The organism is Sphingomonas asaccharolytica NBRC 15499 (genome assembly GCF_001598355.1).
Taxonomy (GTDB): Bacteria; Pseudomonadota; Alphaproteobacteria; order Sphingomonadales; family Sphingomonadaceae; genus Sphingomonas; species Sphingomonas asaccharolytica.
In genome coordinates this window covers 1-14,853 of the sequence record NZ_BCYU01000094.1, presented here as the reverse complement: position 1 = coordinate 14,853, position 14,853 = coordinate 1, and the positions used below count along the sequence as shown (strand labels likewise).

The 14,853-nt window shown below is 64.8% G+C and carries 9 protein-coding genes; 3 read left to right on the top strand and 6 right to left on the bottom strand.

What is annotated here, in order from left to right; translation table 11 throughout:
- Positions 1-48: 48 nt before the first annotated feature.
- Entirely contained in the window at positions 49-564 is a 516-nt protein-coding gene (locus SAS01S_RS19095) for a YciE/YciF ferroxidase family protein (RefSeq protein ID WP_066812467.1), read from the bottom strand.
- A 218-nt stretch (positions 565-782) separates the two neighbouring features.
- Here SAS01S_RS19095 and SAS01S_RS19090 point away from each other — a divergent pair, with 218 nt between their 5' ends.
- Positions 783-1,295, top strand: coding sequence for a CinA family protein (locus tag SAS01S_RS19090; protein ID WP_066812466.1), 513 nt, complete (start codon positions 783-785; stop codon positions 1,293-1,295).
- 27 nt (positions 1,296-1,322) lie between these two features.
- Here SAS01S_RS19090 and SAS01S_RS19085 read toward each other — a convergent pair whose 3' ends face one another.
- Positions 1,323-2,615 carry a glycoside hydrolase family 130 protein gene (locus SAS01S_RS19085; RefSeq protein WP_066812465.1) on the bottom strand — a complete coding sequence of 431 codons (1,293 nt, stop codon included), beginning with the start codon at positions 2,613-2,615 and terminating at the stop codon, positions 1,323-1,325.
- A 209-nt stretch (positions 2,616-2,824) separates the two neighbouring features.
- Positions 2,825-5,176 carry a TonB-dependent receptor gene (locus SAS01S_RS19080; RefSeq protein WP_066812464.1) on the bottom strand — a complete coding sequence of 784 codons (2,352 nt, stop codon included), beginning with the start codon at positions 5,174-5,176 and terminating at the stop codon, positions 2,825-2,827.
- Between the two features lie 402 nt (positions 5,177-5,578).
- Between SAS01S_RS19080 and SAS01S_RS19075 the strand changes: the two genes are divergently transcribed.
- On the top strand, positions 5,579-6,559 hold the full coding sequence (locus tag SAS01S_RS19075) for a LacI family DNA-binding transcriptional regulator (protein WP_245657009.1): 981 nt from the start codon (positions 5,579-5,581) through the stop codon (positions 6,557-6,559).
- Here the strand turns inward: SAS01S_RS19075 and pgmB are convergent.
- Both pgmB and SAS01S_RS19065 read right to left on the bottom strand, forming a co-directional pair.
- Complete coding sequence (gene pgmB / locus SAS01S_RS19070; protein WP_066812462.1) at positions 6,550-7,218, bottom strand: beta-phosphoglucomutase; 669 nt, start codon at positions 7,216-7,218, stop codon at positions 6,550-6,552. The genes SAS01S_RS19075 and pgmB overlap by 10 nt on opposite strands.
- A gap of 2 nt (positions 7,219-7,220) precedes the next feature.
- Positions 7,221-9,383, bottom strand: coding sequence for a glycoside hydrolase family 65 protein (locus SAS01S_RS19065; RefSeq protein ID WP_245657007.1), 2,163 nt, complete (start codon positions 9,381-9,383; stop codon positions 7,221-7,223).
- A 107-nt stretch (positions 9,384-9,490) separates the two neighbouring features.
- Between SAS01S_RS19065 and SAS01S_RS19060 the strand changes: the two genes are divergently transcribed.
- Positions 9,491-10,717, top strand: a complete 1,227-nt coding sequence (locus tag SAS01S_RS19060; protein ID WP_066812460.1) for an MFS transporter — start codon at positions 9,491-9,493, stop codon at positions 10,715-10,717.
- Between the two features lie 120 nt (positions 10,718-10,837).
- Here the strand turns inward: SAS01S_RS19060 and SAS01S_RS22885 are convergent.
- The coding region (locus SAS01S_RS22885) for a beta strand repeat-containing protein (RefSeq protein ID WP_066812459.1) at positions 10,838-14,853 on the bottom strand (4,016 nt) is incomplete at its 5' end.

Here is a 14,853-nt window from a genome sequence, read left to right as displayed (position 1 = left end):
AAAAATCGGCTGGCGGAACGCTAGTTCCGCCAGCCACAGCAGGAGTCGTCAGGCAGTTTCGAGCTCGGCGTTCGAATTGACCTTGGTTTCGGCCATCGTCGTGAGCTTCTCGTCGGTCGCCTTCTCCTCGGCGAGCGTCTCGGCCAATACCGCCGCGCAGTCCGACCGGCCAAGCTGGTTAGCCCAGGCGATCAACGTGCCGTAGCGGGTGATTTCATAATGCTCGACCGCTTGCGCCGCGGCGATCAGCGCGGCGTCGAGGACGTTCTTGTCCTCCACGTCGCCGGCGATTTCGTTGGCTTCCTTGATGATGCCGTCAATCGCCGGGCAATTGACCTGCTTCGGTTCCTGCCCATGCATCTGGAAGACCTGTTCGAGACGCTTGATCTGGCCCTCCGTCTCGCGAAGATGTGTCTCGAAGCCCTGCTTCAGCTGGGGATCGGTCGCCTTTTCGATCATCTTCGGCAGCGCCTTGGTGATCTGGTTCTCGGCGTAATAAATGTCCTGGAGCGTGTGGACGAACAAATCGTCGAACGTTTTGATGTCCTTGGAAAACAAGCCCATCTCGGCCTCCTCAATAGCTGGCAAACGATCGCCCGCCCCGCGCTTGCCCAACGAGGAACGCACGGCGAAGTTGCCGGAATTATCGCGGCCATGACACAGGTTAGTCTTTTTCCGCCTCGGTTGCGGAAACCCGATCGCCCAGTGATTTGTTGCCTTTGCACAACGACCGGGACGAGCCGCGGAGCCGGCCGCCCAGGCAAGGAGGATGACGTGGCGCAATGAGCGAATTGCTGGATGTCTTGCCCGATCGGATCGAACAGGCGGCGCGCGCGCTCTTGACCAAAGCCTGCAACCGCAACTTGGCGATCGTCACCGCCGAAAGTTGCACCGGCGGGCTGCTCGCGTCGCTCCTGACCGATGTCGAAGGCGCGAGCCGCGCGTTCGAGCGCGGATTCGTCGTCTATACCAATGACGCCAAATGCGAGTTGCTGGCAATCGACCGCGACATCGTCGAGCGTTGCGGCGCGGTCAGCCGCGAGACGGCGATCGCCATGGCGCGTGGCGCGCTCGAGCGCTCGCATGGCGACATCGCGGTGTCGATCACCGGTTTTGCCGGGCCCGGCGGTCCGGACGACGAGTCCGGCCTAGTCCATTTCGGCTGCCGGCGGCGCGACGGCGATGTCGTGCATCGCGAAGAGCATTTCGGCGATATCGGCCGCGGGCCGGTCAGGTTGAAATGCCTCGAGGTCGCGCTCGAGATGCTCGACCAGAATCTCGCTGGACTACGTTGAGTTCGAGCCAATTGATCGCTGTTGCCCTCAGTCCATACGCGCGAGCAACGCGTCGACGCTGCAACTGGCGAAGCTCGCGAAATTGTCGGCGATACCAAAGGGTAGCAGCAAGGTGCGATCATGAACGATCGCGCCGCAGCCATAGACGACATTGGGGACATAGCCATTGCGTTCCTCGGGACTGGGCCGCAGGATCGGTTCGGGCGTGCGCGCGAGCAATTTGGTCGGGTCCGCCTTGTCGAGCAGGCAGGCGCCCATGCAATAATTGCGCATCATGCCGACGCCGTGCGTGATGACCAGCCAGCCCTCGTCGAGCTCGATCGGCGAGCCGCAATTGCCCATCTGGATGAATTCCCACGGATAGCGCGGGCCAATGATTTTGACGCCGCCATTCCAGGTAGTGATGTCGCCCGAGGCGATCAGCCAGAGATTCTCATTGTCCTGGCGGCCGATCATGTTGAAGCGGCCATCGACGCGGCGCGGGAACAGCGCCATGCCCTTGCTCTGCGGCACCGATCCCTTGAGTACCGTCATCTCGAACGTGTTGACGCCGGTGCCGCGGAACAGCTCGCATCGCGCATCGCGGCCGTCGAACGCGGTATAGGTGCCGAGGAAACTCGGCGTGCCGTCCTCTTCGGTGAACCGCACCATGCGCAGATCTTCGATCCCCTGGCGCTGACTGGCGGTGATCGGGAACAGGACGCTCTCGGACGGCTCCTCGCTCCCCTCGCAGATGATCCGGGTCGTGCCCGACGTGCCGCTCTCGTCCGGCCCTTCGATCCGCGGCGACGTGACCCAGGGGCTCGGATCGTCGACCTGGAAACCGGTGCTCGCGCTCCAATTGCCGGTACGGAAGGTGACCGAGGAGACATGCCCTTCGCCGATGCCGCGCAAGGAGAGGATGAAGTTCAGGCCATCGGCCGGCGCGTCGTCCTGATTCATCCGCAACACGATGCTGGGGTTGAACAGGGCCGCCGCCTCGAACGAATATTCGGCGCTGAGATAGGCGCCGATCAGCAACTGCTGCTCCGGGTCGGCCGTCACGTTTTCCGGTAAGCTGTCACGCACAGCCTCAAACCGTCGCGTCAACATGGTCTCGACATTGCGATGCCGCTCGGACAGCGAGGCGACCACAGTGTGGCAGTCCTTGCGGCAGCTGGCTGCGTCGAGCGACAGCACGCGCTCGATCACCTTGCGCATGCGGGGATGCGCGGCATCGCGGAACGATTCGGGATAATCGACGCTGAACGGTTTGATCACCGTGCGCGACGGGTCGGGGCGCAAATGGAGGCCGGAGAAAGTGAACAGATCGTCGCTCATGCGGTCGGTCTCCGTGCGGGGACGACGGGCGGTCGCCGGGATGGGTGATAGGCCAAATCGGAAGGATCGGCGCCCCTGAAACGCGGCATGGCGCGACAGGCTCCCGCGCCGTCGATATGCCCCGACGCGCAAAGCCTTCCGACTGTCCGAAAACGAAAAAAAGGGCGACGTCCCGGACGCCGCCCCTTTTCCCATTATTACGGGCCCGCTCAGAAAGCGTAGCTGACCGACACCCGGTAGGACCGGCCGAAGATCGGACGCACGTCGGGCAGCGCCGCAGTTGGGTCAGTGCTCGTGAAACGAGGATTACCTTCGGTTAGACCATGCGAGTTGGTCAGATTGTCCCCGGAAATCTGCAGCATGTAACCGTCCACCTTGGCGCGGATCCCGGCACTCAGCGTGGCGTAAGCAGGCAGCAACTGGGTATTGGCGAGATCGCTATACCGCTTCCCGATCGCTTCATATGTGCCGTAGAAAGTAATGTCGGACTTGTCCGAGAAGCGCGCGGTATAGGTCGGCGTGAGGCGAACCTGATAGGACGGGATGCGCTGCGCTTTCTTGCCGTCGAAGTCGGGGATGTTGGGCGTATCGGTCTTGGCATCCTCGAGCACGGCGTTACCGACGAAGCCGAAACCGCTGGCGCTGTGATACGACGCATCGAACTCGATACCCTTGGTCTTCGATCCCGCGATCTGCGGCGGCACGCCGACATCGTTATACACCGCGCCGACGACCTTGTCGTAGAAGCCAGTTACCGCCGCTTCGAACCCGCCACCGCGATATTTCACGCCGCCTTCGTACGAACGCACTTTCCAGTTGAGGTCGAGCCGTGGCCCGGTATTACCGAGCTGCGACCGGACGTCGTCGAAGGACGGCGAGTGATAGCCTTGCGAAACACGGGCATAGACGTCGAAATTGCGGGTTGCGCGATAGTTGAGCCCGACCGTCCACGGCGTCGCCTCGCGGCTGATCTTGGCCGAATCTGGCAGGCCGTTGCCCGTGATATGGAAGTCGATATCGGTCCACTGGTGGCGGATGCCGGCATCGAGGCGCAGCGCGTCGGTGATATTGAACGAATCCGACACATAGATTGCGTTCACCGTGGCGCGGCCCCGATCCGAAATCGCGAAGGCGGAGAGCGTCTTATTATCCAGATCGACCAGATCGCCCGATCCGCCGACCTGCATCCAGCGGTTGCCGCCCAGGCTCCAGGCGTCATCCGAGGTGAAGTGCGAGAAATAATAGCCGAGGTTGAGCGTGTTCGGGCCGGTCTTGATATTGACCACCGCCTCGTTCGAGACGTTCTGGAGCTTCTTGTCGACCCACCAGGAGCCGAACGACTGGACGTAGTCGGTAGGCAACAGCGTCTGCCCGGTGTTGATGGTATGGACTTGTGTCTGGCCGGGGAAGGCATCCCGCTTTGCCGGGTCGGGATCAGTTTGCGTGGCCAACGCCGTTGCAACGGTGATCGCTCCCGCACCTTGCGGTACGAGGCCGGTCGTCCGCAGCGTGCCGCTGGTGAACCCGAAGCGGTCGGTGAAGCTGATCCCGCCGCCGAAATCGTAATCGAGGCTGGCGCCGGTGACCACGCCTTTCCAGCCGCGGCCATCGGCGAGGTCGACGCGCTCGGTCGCACCGCTGCCCGCGGAGCCGGGCGAGATGATCGTCGCGTAACGCGTATATTTATTGAGCTGGTTGTACGTGCCGCGATCGATGCCGGGCACGTTCGCCGCGAACGGCAGGAACCATTCGCCGTGATCGTCGGTGTAGCGGGCGAAGATGTTGAACTTGCCGTGCGAGAACTTCTTGGTGATGTTCGCGGTGATCTGCTGGCCGCGCTCGGTGTTGAAACCGGCGCTGCGGACGGTGTCACCGCGCGAGACGTACCCGCCGACCATATAATAGAGATCGTCGGCGAGCTTGCCGCTGAGCCAGCCGTCGACTCGCCAGGCGCTGTAATCGGTGATCGACGCGCCGATGCTGCCCTGCGTCTGGTCATGACCTTCGCGCAGGCGAAGATTGGTGGTCAGGCCGGGCTGGCCGTCCGAATAGAGCGAGGCCGGGCCGCCATTGACGCCTTCGATGCCCGCGACGGTTTCGTCGAGACGGACGATCCCGGTCTGGTCCATGAACGACAGGCTGCTCGATCCATAGACCGGCACGCCGTTGAACTGCATCGTGACGAACGGCGCGTCGCCGGTGCTGGGAATGCCGCGGACGAAGATGTTTGAGGTGCCGACGCCGCCCGAGCTCTCGACCCACACGCCGGGGATCGACTTCAGCACGTCGCCCGAGCTCTTGGGCGCCTGAAGCTTGATATCGTCCGCCGACAGCGTCGTCACCGAATAGCCGGCCTCGAGCTTGTTGATGCCGTTACCGGCGGCGCGACCGGTCACGATGATATCAGGCACGTCGGCCGGAGGCGCTGCGTCCGCGGCCTGGGCGGGATCGGCGGCCGGCGCCGCAGCGGGCGTTTCCTGTGCCGCGGCCGGATGGGCCAGGGCAATCGCCAGCGCGAACCCCGACACAGCAACGAAATTGCGATTGCGCGAAACCATCATGATCCTCTCCTGCCGCTGCCTTCCTGCTCGGGAAGTGCCTGAGGACGGGGTCTATACGCGAATGAATTGCATTTCAATATCTCGTTGCAGGATCGTATTATTTAAATTAAATTCGCTATATCAAGGTGATGCTCGGCAGCAACGGGTATTTTCTGTGGCAGAGATGTCACAGCACGTGCAACGAATTTCATGGCGCTTTGAGACCCAAAAGACGCGCCGATCGCTTTGTCCCGTCCTCGCGTAAAAGCGTTTGTTGCATCGGGGATCGCGACCGGCCTATTTTGGGCACGCTGAGCGGGGGCGGTGCATCGTCGAGGATCGTCGGAAACCAGTTTCAATGGTTGTCCGGCGGCCCGCTGATTGAGGAGCCTGGCTTTGCGTCGACGTGCGATGGATCTGAACATGGGGGATATCGCCCGGCTCGCCAATGTGTCGAAGCCGACCGTGTCGCGCGTTCTCAACAACAGCCCGCTGGTCAATGAAGCGACCCGCGAACGCGTGCTGCGTGTCGCGCGCGAAAATGGCTATGCGATCAACCGCAACGCGCAGAAACTGCGCCAGGCGCGCAACGACACGGTCGCCGTAGTGCTCGATTTCGGCTCGCACCGCGCCGGGCGGATCGCCGACCCGTTCATCTTCGAATTGCTCGCCGGCGTGTCCGAGGCTTTATCGGTGCGCAACCAGGATCTGCTGCTCTCACCGTCCAACCTCACCGATGTGCAGAGCCATCTCGATCTGATCAGCTCGCGCGTCGCCGACGGATTCATCTTCCTCGGGCAAGGCGTGCGCGGCCCGATGCTGCGCGATCTCGCGCGCGCCGGGGCGCCGTTCGTGGTCTGGGGTGGCGTAGATCCTACAGAACCCTATTGCTCGGTCGGCAGCGACAATCGCCTGGGTGGAGAATTGGCTGGCGACTTGTTCGTTAAGCGCGGCGCGAAACGCTGGCTGTTCGTCGGTAATGTCGCGCATGCCGAGATCCGGATGCGGTTCGACGGCCTGCGCGCGGTCGCCGCCAAGCATCCCGAGGTGACCGTCGAGCATCTCGAGGTCGAGCATATGGCCTATGCGCCTGCTTACCAGCAGACGTTGGCGTGGCTGCGCGGCAATCCGCCGCCCGACGCAGTCTTCGCTTTCTCGGATACCGCAGCGATAGCGATCGTCGCCGCGTTCCGCGAGCTGGGGCTGGAGGCGCCGGCAGATTATTCGCTGTGCGGTTACAACAACATCCCGCCCGCCGCCGACTTCACTCCGGCGCTCACCACGATCGAACAGGAAACCCATCTGGCCGGCGCCATCCTGGTCGAAAAGCTGATGCAGATCCTCGATGGCGGGAAGCCGAAGTCGAGCGTGCTCCCGACCCGGCTGATCGTTCGTCAGACCTGAGAAGCAGCCGGCGCCAGCCGCAACACCTGATCGAGATCGACCGCCGCGGTCGACGCGAACACCAGGTCGGCCTCCCCCAGGATGGCAGCGTCGCCGATCCCGATCGCGACCATGTCAGCCGCTTTGATCGCGGTCACCCCGGCCGCCGCATCCTCGAACCCGACGCACGCGGTGGGTGCGACGCCGAGCCCTATCGCGCAGGCCAGGAAGATGTCCGGCGCGGGCTTGGACCGCGCGACCTTGGCGGCGTCGGCGACGAAATCGATCGAGGCCAACAACCCTGCCCGCTGCAGTACCATCCCTGCGTTCCGGCTGGCCGAGGCGACCCCCAGCGACAGCCCGGCAGCGCGGGCGGTCGCCAGTAAAGCGGTGGCGCCCGGCAAGATGTCGGCATCGCTCATCGTCGCCAGCGCGTCGAGATAATAGCCGTTCTTGCGCGCCGCGAGCTCCTCTTTGGCAGGGAGGTCCAGCGATACTTTGCCCAGCGTCAGGATATGGTCGAGCGACCCCATGCGATCGACGCCCTTGAGCGCCTCGTTGTCCTGCTCGTCGAACGCGATGCCGAGTTCGTCGGCGATCCGTTTCCAGGCGACGAAATGCAGCCGGGCGCTGTCGACCAGCACCCCGTCGAGGTCGAAGATAGCGGCGCGGAACGCCATGGTCAGGCCGCGACCTCTTGGCCGGCGACACGGATCGCGACCGCGCGATCGCCGCGCACCGACACGCTGGCGGTTCGGCCCGACACCGCGACATCGACCTGCGCACCGCGGAACGCGACAGTGAAGCGATAGTCGGATAGCCCCGGCACCCCGACGGGATCGAAACACAGCGTGTCGCCATCGACGCGCATGCCGGCAAAGCCCATCGCGAGCGTCGTCCAGCTCCCCGCCAACGCCGCCATATGCAGCCCGTGATCGGTATTGCCGAACAAATCGTTGAGGTCGGTCAGCGCGGCGACCCGCCAGTAATGTGCCGCCCGCGCGCCATCGCCGGCATGCGCCGCCGCGGTCGCGAACGCGCTCGCTGACAAGGTCGAATCGTGCACCGTTGTCGCTTCGTACGTGTCGAGCATCCGCCGCCGCATCGCCGGATCGAACGCGTCGGGCATCAGCGCCAAGGCGAGCACCGCATCCGCCTGTTTCGAGACGCGGCGGCGATAGATGGCGAGCGGATGGACGTGCAGCAGCAGCGGATAGGCGGCCGGCCGCGTCGTCTCGAACGGCCAGGGGTCGAGCTGGAAATAGGCATCGTCCTGGGCATAGACTTGCCGCTCGTCGTCATACGCCAGCAGCATCGCGTCAGCGGCACGGACCATCTGCGCGGCCTCCGCATCGTCGATCAGCGACGCCGCCAGCCCTTCGCGCGCGGCGAACCGCAAGTGCCGCGCGGCCATCATATTGGTGTAGAGGTTGTTGTTGACGATCGCCGAATATTCGTCCGGCCCGGTCACGCGGTTGATGACGAACGCGCCTCCGCGCGCCGCATCGTGATACCCAATCGCCAGCCAGATGCGCGCCGTCTCGACCAGCATCGCCGCACCGCCGACGTCGAGCAAGGTGCGATCGCCGGTCGCCGCCAGATACGTCTCAAGCGCATAAGCGATGTCGGCATTGATGTGATATTGCGCGGACCCGGCTGGGAAATAGGACGAGCATTCGTGCCCGCCGATCGTCCGCCACGGATAAAGCGCGCCGTGTTCGTGCCCCATCGCCCGCGCATTGTCGCGTGCTGCGCCAAGCTTCGAAATCCGCCATGCGAGCATCGCCCGGGCGATCGCCGGCTGGGTGAAGGCAAAGACCGGCATGACGTAGAGATCGGCATCCCAGAAGACATGGCCTTCATAGCCCTCCCCAGTCTGCCCCTTGGCGCCGATCGAGGTCTTACCGTCGCGCCCGACCGCCATCGCCAGTTCGGCCAAAGCGAAGCGGATGGCGAGCTCGGCACGGGGCTGGCCCGGCATCGCGACATTGCTCGCCGTCCAGAAATCCGCGAACCATGCCACCTGCTCGGCCAGCAAAGCGTCATAGCCTCGCTCGGCCGCGGCGCGCAGTATCGCGGTGAGCGCATCAACACCGTGCCCGTCAGTGCCGGCGTGGTAGGCCGAGGCAAAATCGACCTGCACCCGACGACCGACCGTCCGACGCTCGATTTCACGCATCCCGCACGCCACCACGAATCCGCTCGTGCGCAACCGGTCGCTGCGCATGGCGGTGCCGGTTTCGTCACGGGTTTGCGGGTCGACCCAGGGGCTGGTCGCCATGACCGGCGCGACGCGGGGATCGTAGACGTCATGGTTGGAAGTATCCGCAGCGCGTTCGCCGCTTCCCGGCGGCGGTATCACCATCGGCGACACGGTCACATCGGCGCCGTCGGCAAAGCTCACTCGCGTCAGTACCAAGGCGGTATCGGTCATCGAGACGAATTGCTCGATCGCGACCTCAGCCGCCCCTGTCGGGAATCTCTCTGTCCGCACGCAGCGCGCGAGATCGAGTTCGACGCTCGCCGGCGCGCCGATCGGTTCACCGCCGGCCAGGATAGCTGGACGGGTGGCGTCGGCGACCGCCAGGCGAAGATCGCTTTCGCGGGCATAGCCATGCGCCGCCTCATGATAGGCGATCGGCACGCGTTCATAGACGCCGTTCAGATAGACTTTGGGCGCCTCCGCCGCCTCGCCCGGCCCGCGAATGCCGATAAAGCCGTTGCCGATCGAAAACAGCGCAGGAACATGGTCCGACCGGGCGGAATCCCCGTCCGCCGCAAGGCGCCAGGCGTCGCGCGCAAATCGCACGTCAGCAAAAGACGCTTCGGGTAATGACCGCCCCACGCAATACCTCTCCGATGCGGCGATCAAACGCCCGATTGCCAATGATATGCATTTCATAATAGGAGATGGTCAAGACAATAAGCCGGGCATCCCGGCAGGGGAGGCGCATGAACAGGACACGGATGATCGTCGCACTGGCATTGACCTATGCCGTGTTCGCGGTGCTGCTCAACAGCGTCGGCACCGTTATCCTGCAGTCGATCGAATCGTTCCACGTGACCAAGGTCGCGGCGAGCTCGCTCGAGGGATTCAAGGACCTGTCGATCGCCGCGACCAGTTTCCTGCTGGCGGCGCAACTGCCGCGCTTCGGGCTGCGGCGCGCGATGATCGTCGCACTTGCGCTGGTCGCGATCGCCTGCCTGGCGATGCCTTCATTCCCCGGTTTCTGGACCACACGCTTGCTGTTCCTCGCGGTCGGCGTGGCGTTCGGGGTGACCAAGGTATCGGTTTACAGCTTTGTCGGGCTATTGACCGAGGACAGCGCGCGCCACGCGTCTTTGCTCAACGTGATCGAGGGCGTGTTCATGCTCGGCGTGCTCAGCGGCTATTGGATCTTCGCCGCGTTCATCGACCCGGCCGATCCCGCCAGCCGGCAGTGGCTGACCGTCTATTATGTGCTCGCCGCCGTCAGCGTCGTCGCCTTGGCGCTGCTCGCGGTCACCCCCTATGACGAAAGCGCGGTCGATGAACCGGCGGCCGCGCCGCACGGTCCGGGACAGAAATTCGCCGAGATGGTCGCGCTCGCCTGGCGGCCGCTGAGTCTCAGCTTCATCGCCGCAATCTTCTGCTACGTCCTGGTCGAACAGGGCATCGGCTCGTGGCTGCCGACCTTCAACCGCGAATTGCTCGGGCTGTCGGCGCCGATGAGCGTGCAGGCCGCGTCGATCTTCGCGGTGTGCCTGGCGGCGGGGCGGCTGGGCGCCGGCGTGATCGTGCGGCGCACCGGCTGGTTTCCGTTCGTGCTGGGATGTCTGGTCGGAATGGCGGTGCTGATCGTCGCGGTGCTGCCGCTCGCCGCCACGCATCATGGACAGGTGACGAGCTGGGCCGGGGCGCCGATCGCCGCTTTCCTGTTCCCGGCGATCGGGCTGATGATGGCACCGATCTATCCCGCGCTCAATTCGGCGATCCTGTCGTCGATGGCGCCCAGGGAGCAGCCGGCGATGGTCGGGCTGATCGTGGTCTTCTCGGCGCTTGGCGGGACGACCGGCTCGTTCGTTGTCGGCCATATCTTCGCGATGTTCCAGGGGACGATCGCCTTCTACGTCCTGCTCATCCCGATCGCTGCGCTGGCGGCGGCGTCGACAATGGTCCGGCGGAAAACGGTGCGGTAGGCGATCGCCTCACGGATTTCGCCGTCGGGGAACGTTATCCGCGTGTTGGTATCCAATATCCAATATACAATTTCGGCCGCGCCGTGCCCGAAGACACGACGCGGCCGATGCCCCACCCGGTTAGAAGTTGAAGCGCAGCCCAGCGTGGATGGTGAAGCTGCGCAGCCGCGAGTCGTCGTCGATATTGCCGACCACGAACCCGGACACCCGGCTGCCATGCGCATTGGCGAGGATACCCGCCGAATAGCGCATCGCGTTCTTCCAGGTGTTGCTCTGGAGCGAGAAGGTTGTGACCGGCGCGCCGAAGGCGAAGCTGGAGCCATCGCCGCGCGACCAATTCTCCATCCGCGCCGCGCTGATGAACGGCTCGAACGTCGCCGTCGCCTCGGACCCGCCGCGATAGGACAGGCGCAAGCCCGCTTGGCCGATCTTGGTGGTATCGCTGCCCGGCGTCCACACGCTGAAGGCATCGATCACGAGCGGATCGATCTGGGTGTCGGCATAATTGAACGAAGCGAACGGCGTCGCGGCGAAGCCGGTCTTGCCGCCGATCCGGTACGATATCCGGGCTGAGCCGGCCGTCGCGTCGCCGCGCATCCGCTGCGTGCCGGCCGTGCCGAACAGCGACGGCATGGCGACCGTATAATGGCGCCATTCCTTGCGGATATTGCCCTCGAGCTCGAAGGCGCCGTTGCCGACCACCGCATAGCCGCCGACGAACGGCGTCTCAACCTTGATCCGCTCGCCGCCTGCGAGCGGCGCCGAGGCGCCGTACCAGCCGCCCATCACGCCGACATTGACCTTCCAGCCGCCGCCGATACCGCCGAACGAGAGGTCGGCGCCGATCTGTGCCGCATGCTGGCTGGTGCGGAAGCGGCTGGTCGAATTGTACGACACGCCGCCGCCGGTCAGCGAGGAGCTGATCGTCTGGGTGCTGTGCCCGCCGCTGCCGCGCATCCACAGGCTGAACCGCGTGCCGCCGGCATCGGTCCGGTTGGTCACGAAGGGGCTGATCGGATCATCAAGCAGGCCCGATGCCGATTCGGCCATGTAGCTGAGGTTGCCAAGCCCGGCCGCGGTTGGATTGACCGCCTGGATCACGCCGAACTGATGGGCGTTCGACGGGTTCTGCCCGAAGCTGTCGAGGACGAAGCCCGTTGTCGGGAACGGCGTGCTCGAGGTGAAGGCACTGGCGGGTGCTGCCCCGGCGACCGTCACCACCGGCAGGAAGCCGCCGGGGACGAACGACCGCGTGCCGACCAGGTTCATCGTGACATTGGTGTTGCCCGTGGCCGAGCCGCCGATGTTCAGGCGATCGGCCGTGGCGGTATTGGTGCTGTAGTCGGCCCAGAACTGGCCGCCGCCCGAATAATTGCCGCCGACGGTAACGACATTTGTCGTCAGATTGTTGCGGGCGTTGATGATCCCGGTATTGGCCATCGACCCTGCGGTCGTGAAGCTGCCCGCGCCGGCAAAGGTGACGCGGCCGGCATTGTTGGTATTGCCCAGGGCCGTCAGCGTGCCGCCGGCGCCGAGATTGACGTTGCCGCCATTGGCTAGGTTGCCAGAGACGCTCGACGCCCCGGTTCCCAGATTGGCGATCCCGGTCGGGCCGTTGATCCAGTTCGACGTCGCGACGGTCGACCCGAGCATGTTGATCGCGCCGTTGATCGTTCCGCTGTTGAACAAGGTCGACGGCGTGTTGTTGACGCTGATCAACACCGCGTTGGTGCCGCCGGTGATCGTGCCGGTGTTGGAGATGTTGGCGCTTCCGGTGCCGGTCGCCACCAGCCTGACCCCGTCGATCGCGCCCGTGACGAGGCCGGCATTATTGACCACCAGCGGACCGTCGACCGTGCTGAGATCGATGCCGTAATCGGGATCGATCTTGCCGGTGCCGGTGACGTTGACGGTGATGCCGCCCTTGGTCGACGTGCCGTAGACGCCGGCAAAGCCGGGAGTGCCGGCGGTGATCTCTCCCGCAACCGTGATCGTCGTCATGCCGGTCGACAAACCGCTATCGGTATAGATGCCGGCGCCGTTGGTCGCAGTGATCTTGGTGCCTGCCGCCTGCGATACGTCGATCGTTCCGGCATTCGCCGCACCATTGAAGTTGATTGCCTCGATCCCGTTGCCGTTGGTCGCGGTGACGTTGCCCAGCGCGTTGACCGAAACGCCGCCGCTGCCGTTGGTCTGAGCAATGATACCGGTGGTGCCGGAGACATTACCGGCGGTCACGCCGACATTGCCCGCGCCCCCACCGATCTGCTCGGCGAGGATCGCCGCCGCGCCGGTCGAGGACACGCTGCCCGCATTCACCACCACGTTGCCGCCGCCGGTGAGCCCGACGATGCCATAGCCGGTGGTCGCGGTGACCGGGCCGATGGTTGTGACCGTCGTATTGCCAGTGCCGTAATTCTCCGCATCGACGCCGAACTTTCCGGTGACCGCGCCGTTGGCAGTCACGTCGACATTGCCGGTCGAGGTGCTGATCAGCCCCGCGACGATGCCGGCATTGCCACCCTGGACGGCGCCATTCGCGACGACCGTAACGTTGCCGGTATTCGACGCGCCGAACGCGTCGACGCCGTTGAAGCCACCGGCCAGCGCGGTCACAGCACCGGTGGTGACGCTGATGTCGCCGCCAAGCGCGGTATCGCGGACGACGATGCCATTGCCGCCGGTCGAACCGCTCGCGCCCGAGATGTCGACCGTGACCGTGCCCGAACCGTTATTCTTGATGTTGGCGCCGTCGCCGGTGCCGCCGAAGAACCCGGTGCCGGTAACGTTGATATTCCCCGCCCCGCCCGTGCCGCCGATCAGGGTCAGGCCGTTGGCCGCCCCGGTCACCGTGTCTGCGACGCTCACGGTCACCGCACCGTTGCCGGTCGCAATGATGCCGTCGACTAAGGTACCGGTGACCGGCCCCGTCGTGGCTACGCTGGTCAGGCCCGTGCCGTTGTTGATCGCCTCGACACCAATCGTGCCCGACACCGTGCCCGCGCTCACATCGACCGTGCCGGCCGATCCGACCAGTGAATTGTCCGCAAGGATGCCGATACTGCCCACCGATGACACGTCGCCGGCGTTGACCGTGACGTTGCCGCCCGTCGTGAGCGCGAAGATGCCATTGCCGCTGGTCGCGTTGACCGGGCCCACGGTCGTGACGCTGGTCGAGCCGCTGCCGAAATTCTCGGCGTCGACGCCGAACCGCGCGTCGATCGCACCATTTGCGGTGACATCGACATTGCCGGTCGAGGCTCCCGAAATGATCGCGCCGACAATGCCGGCATTACCCGCCTTTACATCGCCGTTGGCGACGATCGTCACGTTGCCCGCGGTCGACACGCTCCGCGCGTCGATGCCGTTCTCGCCCGCAGCCAGGGTCGTCACCGCACCGGTCGTGACATTCATGTCGCCGCCCAGAACGGTGTCGCGAACGATGATGCCGTTACCGGCAGTCGAGCCGCTCGCGCCCGAGATATCGACCGTGACCGTGCCCGAACCGTTGTTGAGGATGTTGGCGCCGTCGCCGCTGCCGCCGAAGAAGCCGCCGGTGCTGTTGACAAGGATGTTGCCCGCACCGCCGGTGCCGCCGACCAGGGTCAGGCCGTTGGTTGCACCGGTTACGATGTTGGGGGCAGTCACGGTCACCGCGCCGTTGCCGAGCGCGAGGATGCCTTCCGCCGTCGTGCCGGTCACCGTGCCGTTGGTCGTGACGGCGATCGCTCCCGTGCCGACGTTGGTCGCGGTGATGCCGGTCGTGCCCGAAACCATGCCGGCGGTGACGTCGACATTGCCCGCGCCGGCGGCATTGGTCTGCTGTGCGAAGATCGCGGTGTTGCCGGTCGAGGTGACGTCGCCGGCATTGACCGTGACGTTGCCGCCCGCCGTCGATGCGTAAACGCCGTTACCGGTAGTGGCATTGACCGGGCCAACCGTCGTGACCGTGGTATTGCCGGTGCCGAAATTCTCGGCGTCGATCCCGAACCTTGCGGCGACCGCCGCGTTCGAGGTCACGTCCACATTGCCGGCCGCGCCCGCCGGCGAGATCAACCCGACAATGCCGGCATTGCCCGCATTGATGTCGCCGTTGGTGACGATCGTCACATTGGCGGTGTTCGACGAGCTCCGGG